Origin of the sequence: Pseudoalteromonas sp. 1CM17D, from assembly GCF_023161805.1 — a bacterium.
In the GTDB taxonomy this organism is placed as follows: domain Bacteria; phylum Pseudomonadota; class Gammaproteobacteria; order Enterobacterales; family Alteromonadaceae; genus Pseudoalteromonas; species Pseudoalteromonas atlantica.
This window is the reverse complement of record NZ_JALNTP010000005.1, coordinates 245667-272350: the sequence shown is the minus strand read 5'-3', so window position 1 is coordinate 272350 and position 26684 is coordinate 245667. Positions and strand designations below refer to the sequence as shown.

Annotated in this window: 21 protein-coding genes; 6 read left to right on the top strand and 15 right to left on the bottom strand. The window is 41.1% G+C overall.

Going from position 1 to position 26684, the window contains the following annotated elements; genetic code table 11:
- Window positions 1-15: 15 nt before the first annotated feature.
- Window positions 16-2949 carry a TonB-dependent receptor gene (locus tag MSC25_RS11515; RefSeq protein WP_054981730.1) on the top strand — a complete coding sequence of 978 codons (2934 nt, stop codon included), beginning with the start codon at window positions 16-18 and terminating at the stop codon, window positions 2947-2949.
- A 360-nt stretch (window positions 2950-3309) separates the two neighbouring features.
- Here MSC25_RS11515 and MSC25_RS11510 read toward each other — a convergent pair whose 3' ends face one another.
- From MSC25_RS11510 to MSC25_RS11485, 6 genes are all read right to left on the bottom strand, one after another.
- The gene (locus tag MSC25_RS11510; protein ID WP_121638353.1) at window positions 3310-3822 is read right to left on the bottom strand and encodes a YetF domain-containing protein; all 513 of its coding nucleotides are present in this window, start codon (window positions 3820-3822) and stop codon (window positions 3310-3312) included.
- 594 nt (window positions 3823-4416) lie between these two features.
- On the bottom strand, window positions 4417-4782 hold the full coding sequence (locus MSC25_RS11505) for a hypothetical protein (protein ID WP_029773055.1): 366 nt from the start codon (window positions 4780-4782) through the stop codon (window positions 4417-4419).
- Window positions 4783-4857: 75 nt separating this feature from the next.
- Window positions 4858-5670 (bottom strand): zinc chelation protein SecC, encoded by an 813-nt coding sequence (locus tag MSC25_RS11500; protein WP_121638352.1) that lies wholly within the window; start codon window positions 5668-5670, stop codon window positions 4858-4860.
- A complete protein-coding gene (locus tag MSC25_RS11495) occupies window positions 5660-6148 on the bottom strand; it encodes a hypothetical protein (RefSeq protein ID WP_121638351.1) in 489 nt (162 codons plus the stop codon). Before MSC25_RS11495 ends, MSC25_RS11500 begins: the two co-directional genes overlap by 11 nt.
- A 154-nt stretch (window positions 6149-6302) precedes the next feature.
- Window positions 6303-6569 carry a hypothetical protein gene (locus MSC25_RS11490; protein ID WP_007991272.1) on the bottom strand — a complete coding sequence of 89 codons (267 nt, stop codon included), beginning with the start codon at window positions 6567-6569 and terminating at the stop codon, window positions 6303-6305.
- A gap of 436 nt (window positions 6570-7005) precedes the next feature.
- Window positions 7006-8526, bottom strand: a complete 1521-nt coding sequence (locus MSC25_RS11485) for an aldehyde dehydrogenase family protein (protein WP_248443477.1) — start codon at window positions 8524-8526, stop codon at window positions 7006-7008.
- 172 nt (window positions 8527-8698) lie between these two features.
- Here MSC25_RS11485 and MSC25_RS11480 point away from each other — a divergent pair, with 172 nt between their 5' ends.
- Together MSC25_RS11480 and MSC25_RS11475 are read left to right on the top strand one after the other, a co-directional pair.
- Entirely contained in the window at window positions 8699-9595 is an 897-nt protein-coding gene (locus tag MSC25_RS11480; protein ID WP_248443476.1) for an AraC family transcriptional regulator, read from the top strand.
- Window positions 9596-9674: 79 nt separating this feature from the next.
- Entirely contained in the window at window positions 9675-10706 is a 1032-nt protein-coding gene (locus tag MSC25_RS11475) for a LacI family DNA-binding transcriptional regulator (protein ID WP_248443475.1), read from the top strand.
- A 73-nt stretch (window positions 10707-10779) separates the two neighbouring features.
- Here the strand turns inward: MSC25_RS11475 and gtfA are convergent, their stop codons facing one another.
- The gene (gtfA, locus tag MSC25_RS11470; protein WP_248443474.1) at window positions 10780-12252 is read right to left on the bottom strand and encodes a sucrose phosphorylase; all 1473 of its coding nucleotides are present in this window, start codon (window positions 12250-12252) and stop codon (window positions 10780-10782) included.
- 173 nt (window positions 12253-12425) lie between these two features.
- On the opposite strand from gtfA, the gene MSC25_RS11465 reads away from it, so the two are divergent.
- The 3 genes from MSC25_RS11465 (at window position 12426) to MSC25_RS11455 (ending at window position 17257) form a co-directional block, all read left to right on the top strand.
- Window positions 12426-13643 carry an MFS transporter gene (locus tag MSC25_RS11465; RefSeq protein WP_248443473.1) on the top strand — a complete coding sequence of 406 codons (1218 nt, stop codon included), beginning with the start codon at window positions 12426-12428 and terminating at the stop codon, window positions 13641-13643.
- Between the two features lie 163 nt (window positions 13644-13806).
- Entirely contained in the window at window positions 13807-16197 is a 2391-nt protein-coding gene (locus MSC25_RS11460) for a TonB-dependent receptor (protein ID WP_004589538.1), read from the top strand.
- A gap of 112 nt (window positions 16198-16309) precedes the next feature.
- Window positions 16310-17257: a carbohydrate kinase gene (locus MSC25_RS11455; RefSeq protein WP_096042798.1), complete on the top strand. Its 948-nt coding sequence runs from the start codon at window positions 16310-16312 to the stop codon at window positions 17255-17257.
- A 42-nt stretch (window positions 17258-17299) separates the two neighbouring features.
- On the opposite strand, the gene MSC25_RS11450 is transcribed toward MSC25_RS11455, so the two are convergent.
- From MSC25_RS11450 to MSC25_RS11415, 8 genes are all read right to left on the bottom strand, one after another.
- Window positions 17300-17752, bottom strand: a complete 453-nt coding sequence (locus MSC25_RS11450) for a nuclear transport factor 2 family protein (RefSeq protein WP_096042797.1) — start codon at window positions 17750-17752, stop codon at window positions 17300-17302.
- A gap of 154 nt (window positions 17753-17906) precedes the next feature.
- Window positions 17907-18287, bottom strand: coding sequence for an STAS/SEC14 domain-containing protein (locus MSC25_RS11445; protein ID WP_004589535.1), 381 nt, complete (start codon window positions 18285-18287; stop codon window positions 17907-17909).
- A gap of 225 nt (window positions 18288-18512) precedes the next feature.
- Window positions 18513-19205, bottom strand: coding sequence for a cupin domain-containing protein (locus MSC25_RS11440; protein WP_096042796.1), 693 nt, complete (start codon window positions 19203-19205; stop codon window positions 18513-18515).
- A gap of 91 nt (window positions 19206-19296) precedes the next feature.
- On the bottom strand, window positions 19297-20763 hold the full coding sequence (locus tag MSC25_RS11435; protein WP_004589533.1) for a carbon starvation CstA family protein: 1467 nt from the start codon (window positions 20761-20763) through the stop codon (window positions 19297-19299).
- A gap of 636 nt (window positions 20764-21399) precedes the next feature.
- Entirely contained in the window at window positions 21400-22317 is a 918-nt protein-coding gene (locus tag MSC25_RS11430) for a carbohydrate kinase (protein ID WP_024032786.1), read from the bottom strand.
- A 2-nt stretch (window positions 22318-22319) separates the two neighbouring features.
- Window positions 22320-23843, bottom strand: a complete 1524-nt coding sequence (locus tag MSC25_RS11425; protein ID WP_024032787.1) for a mannitol dehydrogenase family protein — start codon at window positions 23841-23843, stop codon at window positions 22320-22322.
- A gap of 36 nt (window positions 23844-23879) precedes the next feature.
- On the bottom strand, window positions 23880-25601 hold the full coding sequence (locus MSC25_RS11420; RefSeq protein WP_029772305.1) for a hypothetical protein: 1722 nt from the start codon (window positions 25599-25601) through the stop codon (window positions 23880-23882).
- Between the two features lie 382 nt (window positions 25602-25983).
- The gene (locus MSC25_RS11415; RefSeq protein WP_029772306.1) at window positions 25984-26655 is read right to left on the bottom strand and encodes an HAD family hydrolase; all 672 of its coding nucleotides are present in this window, start codon (window positions 26653-26655) and stop codon (window positions 25984-25986) included.
- Between the last annotated feature and the right edge of the window lie 29 nt (window positions 26656-26684).

Sequence of the window (26684 nt, the reverse complement as noted above, 5' to 3'; positions counted from 1 at the left end):
TAAAGCAGAGCTATTATGAACACATTCAATTTTAAAAAGAGCCAACTTGCGGCTTCTGTGTCTCTTATCATTGCTGCAAGCACGTTAAATACGGCCATTGCTGCCGAGGCAGACACTGCAGCATCTCCTGATGTAGAAGTTATTGAAGTAAAAGGTATTCGTGGTTCACTTATTCGTTCTATGGATATGAAACGTGATTCATCGGGCGTAGTAGATGCCATTTCAGCAGAAGAAATGGGGAAATTTCCAGATACCAATTTAGCAGAATCATTACAACGCATTACCGGTGTATCGGTGAGCCGTGCAAACGGTGAAGGTAGCCAAATTACCGTACGTGGTTTTGGCCCAGAGTTTAACTTAATTACGTTAAACGGCCGCCAAATGCCAGGCACAGGTTATACGCGTTCGTACAATCTTGAAAACATTGCCTCAGAGGGCGTAAGTGCGCTAGAAGTATTTAAAACAGCGCGCGCCGATGTACCAAGCGGTGGTTTAGGTGCTACGGTAAACATTTCTACTGCGCGCCCTTTTCAAAAGCCAGGTCAAAATTTTTCAGCCACGGTTAAAGCAAATCATGACTCATCAAACGAAGCCGGTGATGATGTAACCCCAGAGCTTTCTGCTGTTTATAGCAACACATTTGCAGATGACAGATTTGGTTTTGGTTTTTCGTTTTCGCACCAAGAACGCGACTTTCAAAAACAACGCGCCAATATTCAAGGTTGGCAAGCCAATGTTGATTTACCTGAATTAGATAGCAGTAATGTTGTTGATAACCGTACTGACCCATCAGGTAACTACTACTTCCCTAAAGACATGAACTACTCTATTGAAGATGTAGAGCGTGAACGTACTAACGGCCAAGTTACTTTTCAATTTGAACCGGTTGATGGCTTTGTAGCCACCTTAGATTACACAGCAAGTAAAGCGGTTACGGGCTCTGAAAGTATTGGTTGGGGTATCTGGAACGACTTTGGTAGCAATATTAATGGCTACGAGCTTGATGAAAACGGCACCGCTGTTTATGCCGATATTAGCGGTAACGATGCCTCGTTTACAGCTAACAAAGGCACCACAGAAGTAAAAGCACGCTCTATTGGTTTAAACCTAGAGTGGGAAATTAACGACACGTGGCACGTAGAGCTTGATTACCATGACTCTAAAAATGAAACCGATAACGGCGCCGATGATGGGCTAGGTAGTACTGGCCAAGTGATTTTAGGCTCTGATCAGCTAGCAAACAAAATTTACGATTACCGCACAGGCGAAATCCCAAGTGCTCAAGTTAACTGGTTAAACGGCACAAGCGAATTAACGCCAGGCGAAATTGACTCTAACTTTAGCCAATTTACGCACTCGCCGGGTGAATCAAACATTGAGCAATTACAATTACATACCACTTGGTACAATGAAAACTTTGATATTGGCCTAGTTAAAGTAAAATTTGGTGCATCGCGCACTGAGCAAAACACTGGCGGTTACACTGCTTGGAGTGGCTTAGTGGGTGGCCCTGGTTTTAACCCATCGTACACAGAAATATTCCCAGATAGCATGTTTACTCGCCACGATACGTCGGGCCTTTTAGATCAATTTGATGGTGGCGGCAGCAACTTACAACCAGGTTACTACTACACCTACGATTTTGACGAAGCAGTGGCTCGCCAAATGGCTTACCTAACTTCTGATGTAACCGGTGGCGATGCATACGCAGCCAATGCTTACATGGATGGTATTGATAGCGAAAGCTACGTAGAAGAAATTACAAACAGCTTTTATATTCAATCAAGCTGGGAGTTTGATGTAAGCGATTACTACGTAAAAGTAAACGCAGGCCTGCGCTACGAGCAAACAGATGTAACCAGCACAGTACGCCAGCGTGTTGAAGAACAAGTAAACTGGATCAGCGCCTCAGAGTGGATAATGCAATATGCAGCCGGCGGCGATGATAACTTCTTAGAGCAGCAAGGCGATTACGACATATTATTACCGTCAATCGATGTAAGTGTTGATTTAACCGAAGACGTTGTAGCCCGTGTTTCATGGGGTAAAACTATGTCGCGTGCACCACTGGGTGATTTAGCCGGTGGCCGTAGCTTAACAGGCAGCCCAAAACCTGGCTCGCGCACGGGTAGCCAAGGTAATACAAATTTATTGCCGTTTGAATCAACCAATCTCGACTTATCATTAGAGTATTACTACGCAGAAGGCAGCTATGCCTCTGTTGGTTACTTTAAAAAAGACGTAGATAACTTTATTCAAACCACCATTACGCAAACCACGATTGAAGGCCTATACGACATTTTAAACGGCCCGCGTTACTTACAAGCAGTTAGCGATATTGAATCGCGCGGCGAGCAAGCAACCACCGATGCTATTTTTGCGCAAATGATTAGCAATGGTTATGGCAATGCGAATGGCGTCATTGAGCCAAATAGCGATGACCCACTTATGGTATGGAACATAAGCCAACCACAAAACACCGACAGCAAATCGGTAGATGGTTTTGAAGTGGCTGTTCAGCACTTAATTGGCGAAACTGGTTTTGGTGTAGGTGTTAACGCCACGTTTGTAGATGGCGATGTAGAATTTGATAGCGAAAGCCTAGACCAACAAGCGCCGCTTACAGGTTTAAGTGACTCTGCTAACTTTCAAGGCTTTTACGAAAAAGACGGCCTATCAATCAAAATTACTTACGCATGGCGCGACTCGTACTTAATTGGTGTAGGCCAAGCACAAGGCTCAGCCGATGCGCCACCGCAATATGCTAAAGCCTACGGCCAATGGGATATGAGCGTAAACTACGATGTAAACGAAAACGTAACCGTATTTTTTGATGGCATAAACTTAAATAATGCCACCGAAGAAGGCTACGGCCGTTACGAAGAGCAGTTTTTATTTGCTAATCAGTACGGCCCACGCTACTCAATTGGTGCCCGTTACACCTTTTAAACTATTCCCTAGTTAGAATAGTTAAGCCGCTTGTTGAAACAAGCGGCTTTTTTATAACGTTTTTATTTGCTCAAGCAATACATTGGTTGTCCAATCAATGCCGTTATATGCCACATCGGGCTTATAAAAATCCCCTGCCCCATGTAGCGCATAATATAGTGATTGTATTTTGTTTTAACCAAGCTTACTTGCAATTACCACAAGACAACTAGTCTGTTTTTTAGGCAAAAAAATCCTAATGCATAGTTTACCAAACTGCAAAATTAAGATGGGTGTCTCGTTTATTTTCATGCAGTAAAAAAACCATGCCAATTAATTTTGGTGCTTGAAGGTAATCTTCGGCCACTAAAAATTGTCCAATTAATCTCGGGGATTGCGTAACTTCATAATCAGTTGATCATAGTTTTCACTTTTCGGCACAATACTTAATTCACCGTCGGCCTCGAAAACCACCGCCATAACTGTACTTAAATCACCAAAACCGGCTTTTCGAACACTCGCTTCCACCTCGGTGCTGGTGAGACGAGTGTCTTTCATAGCAGCCTCTATATATTCACCGTCGAAAAAGACTAATTGTGGAGAGGTTTTGACTACTTTGTCGAACGTCGAAAAATGGGCGCTGATCCAAGTGAGTAAATATTGTAAAAAGAGGAGCAGGCTTACCGCGACTAAAACCTCAACTATAACCACGTCTTTCAATAAGATAGCAGAACCTAAGATGGAGCCTGCCGCAACGGTGATTATCCAGTCAAAGTTATTCATTTTAGCAAATGAGCGTTTACCCAATAAATGCGTCGCTAGGATTAAAAAGGGATAAATAATCAAGGTTGTAGTAACAATGCGCGCTATTTCACTCCACGATTCAAAAAACATATTTCCCTCTACTTAAGGTGCTGAATATACTAATAATCATATAAACTAAACAGCCACCTGAATCACACAAACTAGGCAGTCACCTTAATAAAACAAACAACACTGTGCAACTAAATCTGCCATACAGATTCAGGATTTATCTTTTATTAATGGGTCTCTTTACAGATGGTTTTTAATTTATGTCAGGGCATCAAATTATGATGGGCCCTAACCAATTATGATGGGACCCACTTTATTTAGCCTATTAGAATCTGGGCATCAAAAAGTGCAAAGTTTAAGATGGGAGTTTTGTTAATTCTTTCTCTGAATTTTTTTAACTAAAGGCACTATCGCTAAAGCTAGCAATACGGCAAGAAAAAAGCCCACAAACGTATTACCAAACACCCATCTAAAAAAGATTCCTGAAAGAGACAAAACAAAAGCTGACCAAAGCCATGGATTTATATTCTGCATACTATCTAGAGCACCTCATAGCACCCTGCTTAGGGGCGCAAACACATGGGCTATAATTTGGATCGAAGCGACGCTGCCCATGTGTATGCATCCCAGCGAACGAAGTGAGTGTGTTGATTAGGTTGTTAGGTGCGTGCATATTTAAACCACTACCCTAGGGGCTTTACCATGAAAGCCCAAGTATAGTTTTTTGAGATTACCTGGCACGAGAGGCCAGCCACGCTCAATACCTTCTTTTGTACCTTTCCAGAATAAGTGCTCTGTATAATATACATCTATGTATTCGAATTCTGCTTTGGTTGCAGTATCTAGTTTTTCGCTCATGTACTGCAACTGTTCTAATGCTTCTTCTAAATTACCTTGGTTAAACAAAATGGTTGTCAAATTTGCGAACTCTTCCATTAGGAATGTGAGTGCCCATTTTTCATGTTTTTCCATGAGAGGCACAACGTCAGGAAATTTAGTGCGGATCTCTTTTAAGAACTGTCTTATCTCTGATTTGGCCATTGATTTCTCAGAATCACCTAACGCCTAAATCAGGTGCACCGTAGGCGTCACCTGGATTTTCTTGTTAGCCGTTCCTCAATAAGGGAACTTAATGTTTTGTTTTTCTTCAGAGATTTCTTTATAAAAGATAAAATCTATGTGAGGTATTTCAATATCACTTTTATTGAAACAGCATTCTCTAAACACACTACCACTTTTACATGGACATCCTGAGTCAGCTTGAACACTATTAAATTTAGCCCTTGGGAACTTCTTGGTTTTCTTTTCGTAATTCCAATCTTCATAAGCATTTTCAAGAAAGCTAAGCAAATGCTCGAGAACTGAAAAATCCAAGGTGCTATCATCGTGTACGACTGAATATTTTTGGACAGGGCTGCTAACAATAGAGATTTCTTTGAAATTCATATCATGAGCTACATGCAGGCAAAGTTTACCATTGTAAAGTTTTCCTTTCTCATGCCCGCATCTGGATCTAGGTCTTATTTTATGATTACAAATACTGCACGTGTAATAACCAACTGTGAATCCAGGACTAACAAAAACACAATAAGGATATAAAGCCTGCCACTTAGGGATTTGACTTGAAATGAATTTTATTCTTTTCCTTGATAAAAAATCATCATCTGAGTTTTCTTCGAGAAATTTACACTTGATCTCGCACTTTTCAAAATCCACCCATGCTTGTCTATAATTCCCCTTTTTTAACTCATTGAATGCACCAATAAATAGGAAGTTGGCTTCAAGCGCTTCATGCTCTCTCCAGAGATCATTTGCAACTTTTTCATTATTTTGCTCAATCGCTATTTCTTTAGCTTTACACACCTTTCCTATATATTCTTTAACTTCAGGGAGCTGCGTTTCTTCATAACTTATGAGTTTAAGATTCATCACTCAGTTCCTTGACAGCATCCAATGCCTTATTAAGGTTTTCGACCTTTCCATCATATGAAACTGATGTTGTTTTTCCATCCTTCTTTTCAACTATGAACTTCAAAGAAATGTTGTCATCATTTTTTGCTTTCAATTTCTCATATATGTATGTAGCTGCAACCCCACAAAATATTGGAATTAGGAAATTTTTAACTATAAAAGTACCAAGCCAAATGTCAGCACCGTGTAATCCTAATTCTTTATAATTGTCATCAGTAGAGTATATTTCAGTAGCTATCTCGCTATTGTTAAAAAAATCAAGTGTATCTAATGTGCCTGAATAAAACTCATCATTTGTTCCATGAGAGGGCAATATTATTACATTTGCTTTTTCTACCAGTTTTGCAATTTCATCAGGGGCTTTTTCCAGTAACTCTTCAAAAGTTATGTTTTCGTCCTGAACTTTAAAATTATCTCTTCTATCCATAATCCCCATTTGATACCCCATAGGTGATGTTTTGTATTGACGGCTAACGGCCCGCATAACGGGCAAAAATACGTAGGCTACAATACCAAGCGAAGCGCAGGGAGCCTACGTGTTTTTGTCCCTAGCGAGCGCAGCGAGTGTTAATGCGTTTGTTAGGTATACATTACTCACCGTACTCTGATAAGTACAGCTTGATACCTAGACGCCCCATTATAGACATTGCTTCTGGTGACAATATTGCCCCGCCACCACATGCATTCTCTCTTACAGTAAAACCAAGATCTGCTATGTACTTTGCTGGTGCGAGATTGAGAGGATTTGTGAGAAGCCAGAATTCTAGTGCTTCTATCTGAGATGGTAATTCCCAATCACCTTCTGCAAGGTGAGCTAATTTTTCACCTGAACCATCTACTTTGACATAAATTGGCACTGAACCTTCCTTGTATACCTAACAACTTTGTCTACGACATTTGTCGTTTTACAAACCGACAAATGTCCCTATATTACGATGCTTTTATCTTAGCCAGCAAATAACCACCTGTAAACAATTAGTTAACTATAAAGAAGTTTCCATTAATGCAGTAACACACTAAATTGGGGGAGATCAGTAATATCCGACAATGCATAAATCACAGCACATTTTTAGAGCAACTTTTATAAAAAATTAATATTGTAAAATCGTTTTTTGACGCAGGTAATGGGCTATTTAACGCGCTTAGGTTTTAACGTTTTGAATGCGGCTGGTATTGTACTTATATATTACAACACGCTTAAAATAGTGTTGTGAGCAATGTGAATAAAAGCGCTGCAAATATGCAGCGCCCTTATCACTTAATGGTTGTTGTGTTTAAGTTTGAACTGTTTTATTAAAAAAAGCCGAGCGGATCTTCGCTGTAGCTCACTAATAAATTTTTAGTTTGTTGGTAGTGATCGAGTGCGAGTTTGTGTGTTTCGCGCCCTATACCTGATTTTTTATACCCACCAAATGCAGCATGTGCTGGGTACATGTGGTAACAGTTGGTCCACACTCGGCCAGCTTCAATTTTGCGCCCCATGGTATAAGCACGGTTCATGTTTCGGCTCCACACCCCTGCGCCTAAGCCAAATTCTGAGCTGTTGGCAAGTTCGAGTGCTTCAGCTTCATCTTTAAAGGTCGACATAGAAATAACAGGGCCAAAAATTTCTTCTTGAAACACACGCATGTCGTTTGTACCTTTAAGCAGTGTAGGTTGTATGTAATAACCACCGTTTAAATCGTCATTTAGCTGCTCTACGTTTCCGCCGGTGAGTACTTCAGCGCCTTCTTTTTTACCTATGTCTATGTAACTAAGTATTTTATCAAACTGTGCTTTTGAAGCTTGAGCGCCCACCATGGTTTCGCTGTCGAGTGGGTTACCACGTTTAATTTGTTGGGTACGTTCGAGTATGCGCTCAATAAATTGCTCGTATATATCTTCTTGAATAAACAATCTTGATGGACATGTACATACTTCGCCCTGGTTAAAGTAAGCAAGTACGGCGCCTTCTATTGCTTTTGATAAAAACGCGTCGTCTTTTTCCATTACATCATTAAAAAATATATTGGGCGATTTACCGCCAAGCTCTACCGTTGACGGAATAATGTTTTCAGCAGCACATTTTAAAATATGTGAGCCGACAGGTGTAGAGCCTGTAAATGCAATTTTAGCGATACGTTTACTTGTGGCCAGTGCTTCGCCTGCTTCCTTACCAAACCCATTTACAATATTGAGCACGCCTGCAGGCAGTAAGTCACCAATAATGTCCATTAAAACTAAAATAGAGGCCGGTGTTTGCTCAGCTGGTTTTAGTACCACACAGTTACCTGCAGCAAGCGCTGGTGCAAGTTTCCATGCGGCCATTAAAATAGGGAAGTTCCACGGGATAATTTGCCCAACCACACCTAACGGTTCGTGAAAATGGTATGCCACCGTGGTTTCATCAATTTCGCCAATACTGCCATCTTGCGAGCGCAAGCACCCTGCAAAGTAGCGAAAATGATCGGCCGCGAGCGGAATATCGGCCGCTAGTGTTTCACGAATTGCTTTACCGTTATCCCATGTTTCGGCAACAGCTAGTAGCTCTAGGTTTTGCTCAATTCGGTCGGCTATTTTTAGCAGTATATTACTGCGCTCGGTCACCGAGGTTGTGCCCCATTGCTCTCGCACTGCATGCGCTTTGTCGAGTGCTAGGTTTATATCGTCTTTGTCGGAGCGAGGTATTTGGCAAAATACCTTACCATTTACTGGGCTTATATTATCAAAGTATTGGCCGTTTACAGGTTTTACCCACTCCCCGCCAATGTAATTACCGTATTGTTTTTTAAAGTTTACGAGTGCGCCATCGCTGCCTGGATTTGCATATATCATGTGTGTGCTCTCTTTATTGTTGTTAGCTAAAGGTCGAACATTTATATAAAACAAAATGCTTTATATTTAATCAGTGTTGTTTGACATTAGCCTAACGAGCACCTAAAAACTTGATTAGCTGTCCACAAAAGTTGTCTGTGAGTCCACACTAATAAAAATTTAAAGGATTGATATGCACACATCTCAGTTAAACAAAAAACGCCAACAACTTGATGTTTTAATAGAAAATAAAGTGACATTTGCAGCAGATAACAGCGAGTTGAGCATTTACGACACGTACCAAAGCGCACAAAAGGTGGCACTGCATTCAAAGGAGTTACTGTTTTGTGCCATGCTCAGCGGTAAAAAAGTAATGCACGTAGAAAGTAGCCAATACCATAAAGCATTTTTACCCCACGAGTCGTTTGTATTAGCGCCAGAGCAAGGTGTATTAATTGATTTTCCACAGGCATCAATGCACGCCCCAACCACATGTTTAGCAATTGAAATAAGCAAAGATAAAATAAACGCTGTGGCAAATGCGCTTAACATGCAGCAAAGCTTTGCACACGATGGCGACTTATTCGAGTATGTTCCGCAATTGGTACACAGCCAACATAATAGTCAAACACAGCAATTATTAGAGCGCATGGTGCATTTATTTAGCGAACAAGGCGCACAGCGACATTACTTAATTGACTTGTCATTAAACGAATTGATCACCCGGTTGTTACAACAACAAAGTCGTGACTTATTACTCGCTAATAGCGATAAACCACGCCTTAAAACAAAAATAAGCGATGCACTGCTTTATATTGAAGAGCACTTAAACGAAACGCTCGACATAAATACCTTGTGCAAAATAGCCTGCATGAGCCGCAGTAAGTTTTATCAGCAGTTTAAACTGGCATTTGGCACTACCCCAGCCCTTTGGCAGCAACAATTAAGACTTAAAAAAGCGCGCAATCAATTACTGCAAGGCCATGCAATTAGCCAAGTGTGCTTTGATGTTGGGTTTAATAGCGCGAGCCACTTTAGTCGTGTATTTAAACAAACCTTTGGTATTGCGCCTAAAGAGTGCCGGCATTAAGGGTAAAACCTTATTTTTTACTTTGCTAACGCTCTGAATATGTTAGTTTATTAACATGAGTATTGAGTAAAGAATTGGTATGAGTAAGCAAACCCGCTGGACCCTAAAAAGTATTGCTAAAGAGTTAGGTGTATCTAACGCAACAGTCTCTAATGCGTTTAACCGCCCTGATCAGCTATCGGCTAAACGCCGAGACGATATTCTTGCAGCGTGCAAAACCTTGGGCTATTACGGGCCCAATAAAGCCGCGCAATCGCTTCGCAGTGGTACATTTAACATTGTGGCGTTAGTGCTGCCAGATAGCGTGGAATATATGGTGTCGGACCCTGTGGCCAGCAGCTTTATGCGGGGTGTAACCTCGGTGCTTGAAAAAAACGGCATTAATGTTTTATTGTTTTCTGGTAATAGCGATAACCTTAAAAGTGTGGTCGACTTTGTTGATGGCTTTATTTGTTATGGCCGCCCTCGAAATCACGCATTAGTAGAGCAGTTAAAAACGGTCTCTAAACATGTGGTAACTATTGATTTTGATATAGCCCGCAATGCCTCAGTAAATATTAATAACGAGCAAGCAAGTTACGAAATAGCCAAGCATGTTTTAAAAAATCAAAGCGATAAAGTCGCTATTTTAGGCTTAAGATTACTTGATGAAAACGTATTGTGCCGCGTATATGAGCATCACGAATTTGAAACAGGGCAATCTATTTCGCACCAACGTTTACGGGGTTATCAACGTGCTTTAAGTGAGGCAAATATAACCGTAGCTGATGACCGCATTTGGAATATACCTGAGAGCAGCGAGCGTTTTGCTAACATTGCCGCTAAAGAGGTGTTAAGTGCCTCCCCTCGCCCTAACGTTATAATTTGTATGAGTGATTTAATTGCCCTTGCCACCATGCGAGAAGCGATAAAACAAGGCATAAAAATAGGTGAAGAACTGCGTATTGTCGGCTTTGATGGAATAGATGAAGCCGCTCGTTTTGTGCCGCGACTAACCACTATTCATCAAAACAGCCAAGAAAAAGGCGTAATGGCCGCCGAGCTCTTTATATCAAAAGAAGAAAAAATATGTGATGTAAGTTACGAGCTAGATATTGGCGCAAGTGGTTAATAGGTTACGTTAAGAAGGGCTGGGTAAACAAAAGCCAAGCTCAAGAGCTTGGCTTTTATGTTTTAATAGCCTGTTAGGCTAACAATGCGTTTAAACTTATCGTTGTTTCTTCATCACCATTTACTTGGGTAATAAGTGCATCTCGCGTTTTAAAATTAACACTTAATGCAATAGACTTATCTTCTAGTTGCCACGTTAAACAACATATTCCCTGTGTACCGTGAGCACTAAACTCTCCTGCAAAAGCGGGGTGTTCATTACGTAATTTAATGAGCTCTATTAAACCTTTTACTACAGGTTTATTGAGTGCGTGCTCAATTGTTTCAGTATTTAAATACGGACGGTTAATATCACGGCCCACATTGGTACGCGCAAGTAAATCCATATCGTTTTCGCAGGCAAATAAACCACCGTAGTACACTTGCGGCACACCGGGGGCAAAAAACTGTATGGCACGCGAAATCAAATAATCTAAATCGTTAGCGCCTAATGCATTGTAATACGTGCAATTTACTTGGTATAAATCAACGTTACTGGCAGCAGCACCTGTAGCTTGGCGGCTTTGGTTGTTACTGTTGGCATGCATGGTTTCTACAAGGGTGTCTATTTGCTGTGCATTTAATAGCCCTGGCTTGTCGCCCATTGGGCCAGCATCAATAATGCCTATGCCGTCGTGTGTATCAAGTACCGTTAAACAGTTGCGTGGTGAAATTTGTAACCATTTAAGTAATGCATCTACATCGTTATTAAATAAGCTATGTAAAATAAGCGGCGGTAATGCAAAGTCATAAACCATGTTTACACGCTTTGCTACTTCTACTTGTGTTTGGTAGTGGCTATGAATTTCAGCAATGGTTTCCATGCCAAGCTCGTTTGCTTGCTTTGATAAGTTATCTAGGTAGCCAAAGGTTTCGTCTAGCATAAAACAGTTAGTACCGGCTTGTTTAATTGCGTAACCCGCTGCATCTAAACGAATAATATTTACGTTATTTTCAGAAAACTTAGTTAATACGTTATTTAAATACGCAATACCTGCTTCAACTTTTACGTTTATATCAATTTGGTTATCGGTAAACGTGGTCCAAAAGTCATACGTTTGACCATCGCCACACTGCATTGGCGTAAAACAGCTACCGGGGCGCGGGCGATAAATTGCTTGTTGCTCAGCTTCGCTCATACCATTTGGAAAAACGTCTTCTTTTGTTAAAAACAAATCCCAAAATTCTGATTGCTTGCCTTTAGCTAGCACATCTTGAAACTGATAAGACTGCGCCGATACATGGTTAACGATTAAATCAGCCATTAGATCATGGTTTTCACCCAGTGCTTGAATATCAGCCCATGTACCAATGCGAGAATCTACTTCGCTGTGATCAATCGGGTCAAAGCCCGCATCGCTGCCATCAATAGGATTATAAAAAGGTAAAAGGTGCACACCACCAAATACGCCCTTCAAAGGACCTTTTAACAATGTTGTAAGTGCGTTTATATCTTGACCTGTGATTCGATCAGCATATGTGATCAATTGAACTTTATTCTTCATCATGTGTGATTACCAAGTTGAAACTTAATCGATTAAGATATATCTTTAACTAGCACGTACAATTTTACAAGTAATTTTTAAATATTTTACATACAAAAGTTGTGGCAACGGTAATACTAACTAGAGTAAGTGATTGAGTTATTACTATAACTTGAGCCACAACGAGGAAAAATCACATGACGAATTTACACACACACTCGCAAAGCGACCCAATGCAGCGCATACGAATACTCACTTACATGATGTTTTTTATGTTTGCGATGACCTCAGATGCAGTAGGTATGATCATCCCTGAACTAATCACAGAGTTTGGTTTAAGTATGACCCAAGCCAGTGCTTTTCATTATGCACCTATGGCACTTATTGCCTTTAGTGGCTTGTTTTTAGGCTTTTTAGCCGACAGCCTAGGCCGTAAACAAACCATAATGCTAGGCTTACTTATTTTCTCGCTCAGCTGTTTTTTGTTTGCCTTTAGCAATAGCTTTTCGGTGTTTTTGATTTTGCTGTGCTGTATAGGGCTTGCCATTGGTTTATTTAAAACCGGCGCACTAGCGCTACTTGGCGATATATCTGCAAGTAACGCAGAGCACACTAAAACCATGAACAAAGTAGAAGGCTTTTTTGGTATTGGTGCCATCGTTGGCCCTGCGCTGGTAGGCGTACTGCTTACCCAAAACGTGAGCTGGACTTACCTGTACATTATTGCCGGCGTTATGTGTTTAATTTTAGCGTTAATGGCATGGCGCGCCGACTACCCAAGTGTTGTTAAAAACACAGAAAAGCCCGCTTCACTTGCCACCACCATGAAAATGATTAAAAACCCGTATGCACTTGGTTTTTCGTTGGCTATTGCATTATATGTGGCTACCGAGGTTGCTATTTACGTGTGGATGCCAACACTTTTAAAAGATTACACAGGCTCGTGGCCTTTACTTGCAACCTACGCACTTACTATATTTTTTGTATTACGTGCTGCTGGACGCTTTATTGCTGTATGGCTTTTAAATCACTTTAGCTGGCAAGGGGTCATGGCTTATTTAAGCTTAGGCATCGCGCTGTGTTATGTAGGCACTTTGGTAGGCGGTGTTGATTGGGCGGTAGGCTTGCTTCCGCTTTCGGGTTTATTTATGTCGATGGTTTACCCTACTTTAAACTCTAAAGGTATATCGTGCTTTCCTGTTGCACAACATGGTGCAGTAGCGGGTGTTATTTTATTTTTTACCGCGCTTTCGGCCGCACTTGCGCCTTTATTTATGGGCATGATAAGTGATTACTTTGGCCACGTACGCTACGGTTTTTACTTAGCTACCGGCTTTGCTGTGATCTTATTTTTAGCCATGCTTTATAACTTTTACCGCGACCCTGCGGCAAAAGCATTAACTAAAAATGCATAAATGGCTGCTCAAGCCAGAATAAAAATACCTTTAAAATCAATATAAAAACAAAAAAAGTGCAAATTACACACAAAAATAATTTGCATATTGTAAAAACTTTGTTATTTTTACTTAATCGATTAAGTAAAAATAACAAACTCACACAACACAATGAGGCGTTAACATGACAACACACCACACACCTTTATATTTAATCAGTGCCTTAGCACTTGCAGTAAGTCAAGGCGTTCATGCACAAGACGAGCAAGAAACCAAAGTGCAAGCTAAGCAAGGGCTTGAAACAATTGTTGTTACCGGTGTACCTCGCCGCACAACTATTATGGCATCGAGCTCATCAGTAAGCAGTTTATCGCTTGAGCAAGTTGAGGTATCAACGCCACGCTCAACGGCTGAAGCATTTAGAATTATTCCGGGTGTTCGCGCTGAATCAACAGGCGGTGAAGGTAATGCAAATATTGCAGTGCGTGGCTTACCTGTAGCATCGGGTGGCGCTAAGTTTTTACAACTGCAAGAAGATGGTCTGCCTGTAATGCAGTTTGGTGATGTTGCCTTTGGTAACGCCGATATTTTTATGCGCCTTGATAACACAGTGCAAACAATCGAATCAATTCGCGGTGGCTCAGCCTCTACATCAGCCAGTAATGCACCTGGCGGCATAATTAACTTTATTTCTAAAAACGGCGAAAACGAATCGGGTAGCGTATCTACTACTGTTGGCCTAGATTACGACAGTGTACGCACCGACTTTGAATACGGCACCTATTTAACCGACAGCGTGCGTTTTCATGTAGGTGGCTTTGTACGCCAAGGCGAAGGCCCGCGCGAAACAGGCTACACATCAAATAAAGGTGGCCAAATTAAAGCAAACCTTACTAAAGATTTTGAAAACGGCTACGTTCGCCTTTATTACAAACACTTAGACGATAAGAGTGTTGGCTACCTTCCTATGCCAATGTACTCAAATGGTGACTCTATTGCTGGCTTTGATGCGCAATCAGATACACCGCATTCAGCATTATTTACCAAAACAGTGCGCCTAAATGGTGAAAACCAAATTAGCAGTGGCGATTTACGCGACGGCATGAACCCTAAAGTGGATGCGGTAGGTTTTGAAGCTGTATTTGATTTAGATAACGATTGGCGTATCGAAAACCGTTTTCGTAAATCGTCAATTAGCGGCAACTTTAACTCGCTTATTCCTGCTGAGGTTGGCAGCGCATCGTCTATTGCACAAAGTATTGGCGGTGTAGGCGCAACACTGAGTAACGCAAACACAGGCGAAGCATTTAATGATGAACTTGCCATGCGTATTCACACTTTTGATGTAACGCTTAATGACTTTGGCTCTATTGTTAACGATTTTAAACTAACTAAATCGTTTAGCGATGACACTAGCCTAACCTTTGGTTACTTTGCCTCTACACAAAACATTGCTATGTCGTGGTTATGGAACTCGTACTTAATGGAGCTTAAAGGCGACAATGCGGCACTTTTAAATGTAACCGCAGCCGATGGCACTGAGTATTCAGAAAACGGTTTATACGCATACGGCACGCCTTATTGGGGTAACTGTTGTCAGCGCGATTACGACACCGAGTACGATACTCGCGCACCGTATGTTGCGTTTTCAACAAAACTTGGTGATGTAAGCATTGATGCAAGTGCCCGCTACGACAGCGGTGAAGCACGCGGTAACTACGCAGGTGCCGTAACCTCAACAGTAGATATGAACCGCGACGGTACTATTTCTATTCCTGAGCAAAACGTAGCAGGTATTGATATAGCTAATGCAAGCCCAGTAAATTACGACTGGAGCTACTCGTCTTATTCTGTAGGTGCTAACTATCAAATTGACCCAAGCCTAGCTACGTTTGCACGTATTAGTAAAGGCGGGCGCGCAAATGCAGACCGTTTATTATTTGGTAAAGTACGCAGTGACGGAAGCGTAGCTGATGAAGATGCAGTAGATGAAGTAAACCAATTTGAGATTGGTGTGAAAAAACGTTTTGATTCGTTCTCGGTATTTGCAACAGCCTTTTACGCAGAAACAGAAGAGCAAAACTTTGAAGCAACATCGCAAACCTTTTTCGACCGTGAATACGAAGCAAAAGGGATTGAGGTTGAATCAACTTACTTTATGGATGCATGGGACTTTAGAGGTAACTTTACTTGGACCGATGCTGAAATTGCAAAAGATGCGCTAACTCCTGAAGTTGTAGGTAACACACCACGTCGCCAAGCGGATTTAATTTACTCACTAATGGCGCGTTACAGCTACGATAACGGTGCGGCAGGTGTAAGCTTTATTGGTACAACCGATGCTTATGCACAAGATAACAACGACCTTAAGTTTGACGGCTACACGCAAGTAAATGCGTTTGTAAGCTACGACTTATCAGAAAACTTAAACCTTGCGCTTAATGTAAACAACCTATTCGATACAGTAGGTATTACAGAAGCCGAAGAAGGCTCAGTACCTGAAAACGACATTATTCGTGCCCGTACTATTAACGGCCGCACTACGTCGGTTACTTTAAAATACGCTTTTAACTAAATGTGTGTATTGCGCTGCAGTGAGTCATCGCTGTAGCGCCTTTTAAAGTATGAATAAATAACACCCTTCATGTTTTTAGCCTAGCCTTGCTAGGCTTTTTAGGATATTCCAAATGACCAAACTCCTGTGCTTAGGCGAGCTTTTAATTGATATGCTGCCACAAGATGCTCATAACTCAGCGTACTTACCCATCCCTGGTGGTGCACCTGCTAATGTTGCTGTTGGCTATGCAAAACTTGGCGGTGAGGCTGCATTTTGTGGTGGTAAAGGTGACGATCATTTTGCCAATCAATTAAATAATGCACTGGCGCAATACAATGTAAATACAGACTATTTATTTACCATTGCTGGCTCACAAACCGCCATGGTAATAGTAAGCCTTGATGAAACAGGCGAGCGCAGTTTTGGCTTTTATCGCCATAACACAGCCGATGTACTTTTAACCCAAGCGCATTTAGCGCAAATAAATTGGCAAAGCATAAGCACCCTGCACTTTTGCTCAAACACCCTAACCGATCCAGCCATAGCTAGCACAACGGTTAAAGCGCTAGAACTTGCTAAAACACATAATAAGCTCGTTAGTTTTGATGTGAATTTACGCTACAGCTTGTGGGAAAACACCCATGATATAGCCAGCAATGTAAAGGCCTGCTTCGCTTATTGCGACATAGTTAAACTTTCGCGTGATGAACTTAATTTTTTAGCAAAGCATAGCGAAACAACGGGCGAAGATTACATTCAAATGCTATTAAATACCGGAGTTAAACTGGTGTTTTTAACCGACGGGCCTGAGCCTGCTACGGTTTACCACAGCGAATTTATACTTAACGAATCGGCACCAAAAATAAACGCAGTAGATACAACAAGCGCGGGCGATGCTTTTATAGCGGGAGTTTTATACTATTTAAATAACTTAGGGAGTAATTTAGTGCTGGCAGATAAACTAAATGATGAAACCAGCATAAAAAACGCCCTGCACTTTGCCCTTCAGTGTGGCTCTAAAGCCTGTTTAGTTAAAGGCGCTTTTCCGGCATTACCAGTGCTAGCTGATGTAATATAAACAGTTAAAGCCCCAAATAGCGGGGCTTAACCTAATTTATAATTATTGCTTAATAAAAGTAACGCCTTTAGGAGTTTCACCTTGTGGTAAACGGGTTGAGTGCATTTGCGATAATAGCCATTTGTCACCCACTTTTGATACAACCACGCTTTCTAACCAATAAATGTCACCGCTTTTATCGGCGTTTTTAAAGTTGGCTTTATTCCAGTAATTAATAAACGCAACATTTCCTTCTACACGCGAATTTATAACACTAAAATAATTCGTTCTGATGTAATCAGCGGGTTTAACAACGTTTACAAAGTCATCAATAGTCCACACTTCACCGTGCTCTAAAAGCAAGAATGAATCGTCAACAGCCGCGCGCATTTTTGCGTGATCAAAGTTAGAAACAGCTAAAAATAAATCGCTTACGGGCGAAAATATGGTGTTGTCTTTTGCATGTATTGATGTAGAAAATATGAGTAATACAAAAAGGGCAAGTACGTGTTTCATTGTTATTATAATGTATAGTTTTAGTAGTACTAAGGAGTGTATTTTAATTAAGCAACATTAACAATTAAAATAAAGCAAATTCAAAAACTTATTAACGCTCCTATATAAAAAAGCACTCTATAAGAGTGCTTTAACTTAAACTTTATCAATCAAGCTATTCATCTAGCCAATCGATGGCGGCGGTGGCGTTTTCATAGTATTGCACCTCGCCTGAAATAAACCAGTTGCCTATTTTAGCCATGCGGGCTTGCCACTCTTGATTGCCATAAATAGCAATTTTATTAAATTCTTTTGAGTGTCTTACGCCAAGCTTTAAATCATCCCACGCGGCGCGAAGCTCCCAACCTTCTAGCTCGCTGGCATCAATAAGCACGTTTGCTATAGGGTGTTTAACCTCGCCAAGCGCTGAGTCGATCATGGGGGTAATGACTTTATAGTCGTCGTGGGTTAGCGTTCCTACAGCTTTTAGTTTTAAAAAAAATTCTCGGCCTGCGCGTTCAATACCAATAGATAAACCATGTGTTGTGTGTACCATGCTGCTCTCCTTAATCGGGTGCGCTTATGTTATTTACAGCCTGTGTGAGTGGGTTTAATAACGAAAGTTGGAGTTAATTAAAGCCTATAAAGTGAAATTATTCCCTTTAAAAAATAAAAACCCCAAAAATACCCATCACTTACTGAGTTAAACTATAAAACTACACCGTATTAAGTTAATTAGTACTGAACTAAATCAAACAATACTGCTAAATAATGCTATTTGCTAAGCGTTTTGTACGCGCTCTATTTGCTTATCTACATCTGTTAAGTGCCCTAATTTAAGCCACACTTTTGCACCTTGCTTACCTGCGGTTATATTAAGTTCACTATTAATAGGCAGCCTTAACCAACTGTGTTTTACTAATACGTCTGATTGCTCACTTATTTCGCCTTCAAGCACGAGTAACTCAGCCCCCTCGCTTGCGCTAATTTGCATGTTAGCGTCTGCCTCAAAATGCAATAAGCTCACATCTTCAAAGTCATCTTTATAAAGAGGGGTTATGGCAAGGCCTTTAAATGTGGCGTGTTGCACACTGCCCATATGCTGTGTTTGTAAGCGTACGTGGGTTCTATCTTGTGGCTGAAATTGCCAAAGCTTTACAAATATTATGCAGCCTTCATCGGAGCCTGGTTTGTGCTTTGATTGCGGTGGGTTACGAATATAAGAGCCTTGTGGAAAATCGCCATGCTCATCTTGAAATACCCCTTCTAGTACAAAAAACTCTTCGCCGCCTGTATGCACATGAGGCGAAAACTCGCTCCCTGGTGCATAACGTACAATGCTTGTAGCACGGGCTACTTCTGCGCCTACTCTATCAAGTGGGCGCCTATCAACGCCCGCCATTGGCGAAGGGTTCCAATTAAGTTGCTCACTATGAACAACGACTCTCTGGGTAAAATCGGCGGCTATTTTCATTTTATTACCTTTAATATTGCATAGTGTGAGGGTAAATTTTATGCATAAAAAAAGCGAGCTTAATAAGCTCGCTTATTTAATTTTTAACGCTTTACGCTACATCTAGCTTTTTATGCTTAGAGTGTACAAACACTAAACCTACTAAGCCAATAACAACCACAGCGGCACCAATTGGTTTACCTAAGTCGGCCGATAAATTAAAACCAATAGCAGCAGTCATAATGTACGAAAGTGTTACGCCAGTAGCGATAACGGCAGGTATGCTGGTGATCCAGTGGAATGCACGTCTATCAAATAAGTACTTAGTTGCAAGCCATAGCACACTGGTTGAAAGCAGCATGTTTGAAAATGCAAAGTAGCGCCAAATAACTGAGAAATCTAATTTAGTCATAAAAAAGGCAATCGTTAAAATTGGCACTGCCAGTAATAAGCGATTACGTAAGCTTTGCGGAATATTAAACGCATCAACCACGGTTAAACGCAGTGAACGGAACGCCGTATCGCCAGAGGTAATAGGGAACACCGCAACAGCAATAATGGCCATAATACCGCCCATTACGCCTAAGTAACTATTTGCTACATGGTTAACCACTAAACCTGGGCCACCTTGATCAAGCAATGCTTTTAAGCCTGCGTAACCTTCTGGGAATGCAGCAATACCCGCAAGTGCCCATACACAACCTACAATGCCTTCACACATCATTGCGCCGTAATATACTGGGCGTACGTATTTTTCGTTTGTTAAACAGCGGGCAATAATAGGCGCTTGGGTAGAGTGAAAGCCACTAATAGCACCACAGGTAATGGTAATAAACAGTAACGGCCAGGTTGGCAGGCCATCAGGGTTTGGCTCTAAAAAGTCATGCGCGTGGTCGGCTTCAAAGTAGGCTAAAAAGTCGCCTGCAACTGGTAAGTGTGGCGCATCTAGTAATAACGCACCGGCTATTAATGTAGTCATTACAATCATTAATAAGCCAAATAGCGGGTAAAACTTAGTAATAATTTTATCAATAGGTAGCAAGGTTGCTAAAAAGTAGTACGCTAAAATAGCCAAAACCCAAAAGGTATTATTAGCAAAAAAAGTGCCTTCAAATACATCTAAGTTACTTAATAAGCCTGCTGGGCTCATAATAAATACAACGCCCACAAAAAATAGCAGCATGGCTGTAAATATTAGCATAAAGCCTTTAAACACAACGTTGTAATAGTGCCCAGCTATTTCTGGTAAGCTTTTGCCATCTTCTTTAATGCTCATCACACCCGAGAAGAAGTCGTGTACTGCACCGCCTAATACGTTACCAAGCACAATCCACACAAGTGCTACCGGTCCATAAAGTGCACCTAAAATTGGGCCAAATATAGGGCCTACGCCCGCAATATTTAAAAACTGAATTAAAAATGCACGCACAGGGTGAATGGCTACATAGTCAACACCTTCGCTAAAGCGTTTTTGCGGTGTATCAACTGTTGTATCCATACCTGCTTGTTTTTCAACAAACGGGCTATAAAACTTATATCCCAGTATTAAGATTGTTATGCAGATAAAAAAGATGATCATAAAGCACGTTTCTCTTTTTGTATTTGGAGTATAGAGCGCCTAATTGCCGCCCCGCCTTTCAATCCATGAATAATCGACGAACATTAACAAAGTATTAATCCCCCCGCTATAAGACGAATAGCTAATACACAAGGGTCTGTAGACCTTTCAAGGTTAAATTTGCAGCAGCCTGTTTGGTATTTAGGCAAGGCAGAGCCTATGTGGTGTGGTTATTCCCCATAAGTAGGCGATAACGCAGCATTAATGCCAAACAGGCGCTGCCCTTCGGGTTCTGCCTAGGGGCGATTTACTCTTTGTTGCCTACATGGATGTAGGTAAGGGGCGTGAGCAGGACGCGGAAGCTTTGCTCGGTTTTGACTTATTCTTACATGGATGTAAGCCATTAGGGTAACGCAGGAGCAGTTATCGAGCCCACTAGGTTACAAACCTCGCGCCGCGATTAAACCGCCCCTAGTTTGAACAAATTTCAAACTGCAAAGGTCAACAGACCCTATTTGAGTTACTTTTTATGCACCTTGCTCAACACTTAATCTAAACGGCTTCATTAATAAAAATTAAAGCAAAAAAAAGCGGCTTTACTATAAAAGTAAAACCGCTTACACACACAATGATTGGGTGTAACTGTGATTTTTTACGTTACGCTGGGCTCATAAACTCGTTAATTTGTTCATGAGTAAGTGTAGGTGTAGCACCGGCACTTTCGGCCACCATAGCACCTACTGCACACGCAAAATCAACAGCATGTTGTGCACAATCGCTACTACAAAGCTGATAAATTAACGACCCTAAAAACGAATCCCCCGCGCCTACTGTATCCACAACGCTAATTAAATAACCTGAGTTATAGTAATTTTCGCCTTTTATGGTTAGTAGTGCACCGTGGCTGCCTTTAGTTACACATAAGTATTCGGTGTTAGTTTGCTGTGCAATAAACGCTAAGTTTTGCTCAAGTGAATGGAACTTACAGCCCATTGCTTTGGCAATTTCATAAAGCTCTTCATCGTTTAATTTGATGAAGTCGGCTTTATTCATTAAATCTACTAATGTGTCTAACGTGTAGTGTGGCGCACGTAAATTTACGTCAAACACTTTAAAGTTAGCTACATCAACTAATTGGTTTAATGTAGCAAGTGAGGCTTCGCTTCGGCCAATTAGGCTGCCAAATACAAATACATCACTGGCTTTTACTTTTTCAATAAGTGAGTCTGTAAGCTCAATGTTATCCCACGCAGTGTCGGCAACTATTTCGTAGCTGGCTGAGCCGCTTTTATCTAAGGTAACTTGTACTGTGCTGGTTTTTTTGTCGTTATTAACGCCAATGTATTCGCAGCTTACGCCTTTGCTTTTAATTTCGCCTAGTAGCTCAGTACCCAGTTCATCGTTACCTACAGCGCTTATCATGTCGGCTTTAATGCCCAGTGAGTTAATACGCACACACATGTTAAGCGGCGCGCCGCCTAAGCGTTTATCGTTTGCAAAACAATCCCATAGTACTTCGCCAAAGCAACTTACGCTTACGTCTTTACCTTGTTTAGAATCAATTAAAATGCTCATTATTAGTTACCTTTAGGCTCAAGCACGTTATTCATAATTGCTTTAATTTTGCTAGCCGGTGCGTATAACGCTTCTACATTGTTTTTGTAGTGAGACGTAAAGGCACTTTGCGTGTTTAAATCGCCAAATAAGCTAGTTAGCGATAAAAATGCAAGGTCATCAGTCGCCGTTTTAGCCGCGGCTTCATGTAACTCGCTTTGCATTGCATCGATTATTTCAAGCTTATTGCCTTGCTCATCTTCGCCTTTATCGCTGTAAAAACACCATGCAGCAATAACCAGGGTCGCAAGTGATACATCACGGCCATGGGCTAGATTTTCGTTAATAGTGGCAATTAAAAACTTAGGTAGCTTTGCTGCGCTTTCTGAACAAATGCGCGATAAGCTGTCTTTAATGTTTGGATTAGCAAAGCGCTCAATTAGCGTGTCTTTGTAGATTTCAAGGTCAATGCCTTCTAATTTCTCTAGGTTAGGCGTTACTTCTCTATCCATAAACGCACGTAAGTACTTTGCAAATAAAGGATCTGATACTGTTTCGTCAATTGTGCCGTAGCCATGTACAGAGCCTAATAAACCCAGTACCGAGTGGCCTGCATTTAATAAGCGTATTTTCATGGTCTCAAAAGGTGTTACGTCACTTACAAATTGTGCGCCAACGCTATCCCAATCTGGGCGTCCGCAGCAAAATGAGTCTTCAATTACCCATTGAGTAAACGACTCACAGGTAATTGGCCATTCATCGCTAACACCGTAGGCATCAACAACGTAGTCAATATCGCTCTTTTTAGATACTGGCGTAATACGGTCAACCATTGCATTTGGGAAAGTTACGTTAGTGGCAATCCACTCGCTTAGTTCTTTATCTTGCTCGGCCGCAAAGGCAAGTAGCATTTTACGCGTTACATTACCGTTGTGCTGAATGTTATCGCACGACTGTACTGTAAACGCATCAAGGCCTTGTTCTTTACGTAGCTTTAACGCAGCAGTAATGTAGCCAAACGCCGTAATTGGGTCGTTCGGGTTGTTAATGTCGTTAATAATGTCTGGGTTTGAGTAGTCAAACTCACCCGTAACTGGGTTAAAGTTATAGCCGCCTTCGGTAATGGTTAACGACACAATATGCGTATCGCTGTGCGCAAGCTTATTAATAACCGCTTGTTTGTCCTCTGGAGCAAACAAAAAGTCAATCATAGAGCCAATAACTTTGTTATCTATTTGCCCGTTTGGGTGTCTTACCGTTAACGTGTAAAGGTAGTCTTGCTGCTTTAAAATATCGCGCAGACCACGGTTACCCTCTAATAAGCCAACACCACAAATACCCCACTGTTCAGCACCTGGCGTTTTTAATAGCTCGTTAATGTACACCGCTTGGTGAGCACGGTGAAAGCCGCCCACACCAATATGAACTATACCCGCTTTTAGCTTACTACGGTCGTAGTTTGGTGTATCTACATGGCTTGGCATATCTGCCAAGCTTTGTTGGTTTAGCCCTTTAACAAGAGCGTCAGTGTGCTGGTGTTGCGTCATGGTGCGGCCTTACTAAAACAATATTAAAAATTTAAATTAAGATGCAGTATTGAGTGCTTTATGGCGCAATAGCGACCAGTAAGCGGTTGCAAAATAAATAATGGTGCAAATAAAACATGCAATTTCAAACTGAGATTTATTTCCTGCGTAAATGCTCATGCTGTCACTAAAAAACATTACTTGGCTGGCAAAGCCAAAAATAATAAGTAACGAAACTGTCGACACGCCATTTAACACTTTGGTTAGCATTGAGTTATCAACAACTGGAGCTTGAACGTTTTCTGCAAGCCCTGCTTGGTACTCTTTAATGTCTTGCTGCTCTTGCTCTTCTGCTGCAATTTCTTTGCTGTAGTCTTCACCTGCGCCATATTTTTTAGCCAGTAGCGTGTAAATAACAATGGTGAAAATCCAAGTAGGAATAAATAAGTAGTAAAACGACATTACATCAATCGCATTTAAACCAAAGCCAAACACAAGTGCTAATGCCCAAGAGGCAATGGCTGGTACGCTACGTGTAATGTTTTTGTATTTAGCCCAGTAGCGGGTTAAACCAATTTTAGGAAATAAAACATGCTCGGCAAATACAATGCCGCCTACAGGTACTACTAATAAGCCTGCGTAAGTTAAAAGCGGTAACATTTGCGAAAATACAAACGGGAAACACGCAATTATAACGGTTACAACACCGACAATTGCGGTAGTGCGCTCGCGCGATTGGTCAACAAAAATAGATTGTGCTGCAAGGCCTGCGCGGTAAAGGTTAGCGTTAGCTGTAGTCCAGCCTGCAATAATTACAATAACAAAGCCTGTCCAGCCTAATGCGTGGTAAGCAACGTCACCTGGGTCAAGTGATGAAATAGTTGTTTTAAGTAATACCGCAACACCTGCGCCCATAATACCGGCCGAGATCCATGCTAAGTAATGGCCAAAAAACATACCTACGCCTGAAAACAAACCGTAGCTTTTGCGTTTAGCAAATCTAAAAATTGCCATATCAATTAAGCCAAAGTGGGTAATAGAGTTTGCAGCCCATGCAAAACCAATAACCTCTAATAAGCCAATACCTTTTTCGCCATCAGCGGTGGTACCGGTCCAAATAGAAGAATCCCCTATCGCCATAAAGTCATCAAACCCTGTTAGCGTGGTCACTCCTAATACATGATTAGAAAGCTCAGGGAACAATGCAAACGAGCCCGCTATAAAAATAACAAATAACCATGGCGCACAAATTTTAGAAAAATCAGCAACGGTTGAAAAACCATACATAGCCACAAATACAACAATAGAGCCAACCGATAGTACAATGGCCACAAATGCTAAGCTGTTAGGGTACCAATCGAGTTGCGCGGGTATATCAAACAAAAACCGCACTGCGGTTGCCGATACCGTGATCATGGCGGCGGATATCACACTAAATATGACCACGTTTGCCCAGTTATAGAGCTTGGTCATTGAGTTACCCGCAATTTTATTTAGGTAGTTGTATAAACTTAAGCGTGTTTCTACCGCAATTGGAGAGGTAATTAGCCACCACGAACACATAGCTAATAGGTTACCAATTAATAAACCTAATAAAATGTCGATGGTCGATGCGCCTAATGCAACAAAGGTTGCACCAATAACAAACTCGGTTGCAGCAACGTGTTCACCAGCGTATAAACCAGCAAAGTGCTTCCAACCATGAAGCTTATGATTAGCAACGGGCAATTGCTCTTCGTTAACATCGTTAAATGTTTGTGTGTGTGGACTTGATGCCATGGTATTTTCCTATTGTTTTAAGCACAGCCCTAACTAACCTGAACTCTGGATAATAAATCTATCTCAAGCAGCTATTTCCAGCGCTAACTACGTTAAATTTACTTGCAATAGGCTAGCTATTGACGCGTAATTTCGCCTTGTTTTCACTGTAAATCTCTGGCTAGAGAAAATAAACATAGATATCACTTTTGATTTAATATGTTAGTAAATCTCTTAACCAAAGTTCAGGTTAACTATTAATTTAAATAAGTGTTTTTTATTTAAATTAATAGTGAGTAAATCACCGTGCCTTTTTATAATGCTACTACTATAACTAATTAATAATTAATGCATTTTTACGTTAAGCTTTGTCAGTGTCATAAAGCTTAACGTTGATATTCTATTACTGTGTTTGTAATGTTGGGTACTGCTTATAAAAGTCATCCCAATGCGTTAAATGCGCTACCTCTGGGTAAGCTTGGTGAACAAAGTTCACTGCATCTTGCATATGCCCACCCCCGCTGTAATGCAAAACCTGCATATTGGCGGCAAGTGCGGCGCACACGCCGGCTTTTGAATCTTCAATCACTAAACAATTTTGTGGCTTTACGCCCATTTGCTCAGCGGCATGTAAAAATAAATCGGGTGCGGGCTTACCATTTTTTACCTCACTTGAGGTAAATACTTTATTAAAGTGCTGCGATAAATTAACCACATTAAGCGCTTTAGCGGTGCGTTTAGGGCTACTGCTTGTTGCAATGCAACAAGGTACAGATAATTGCTCTAGCACGTGTTTAATCCCGTTAGTTGGCATTAATGCAGTTTCGAACTCGTTTAATAATGCTTCTCGGTAATCGGCTTCAAAGCTCTCAGCTAAGGTCACGTTAAAGGTATCGAATAAGTTTTGGGTGACTGTTTTAAAATTACAGCCCAAAAAATATTGTTGTACATAGGCTCGGTCAATATTAACGCCAATCTCTGCAAGCATGTTTATTAACACTTGCGCGCTTAATATTTCGCTATCTATAACAACGCCATCACAATCAAAAATAACTAATTCTATTTTAGTATTCATATTGCCCCTTTTTATGCACCTAGTTTGGT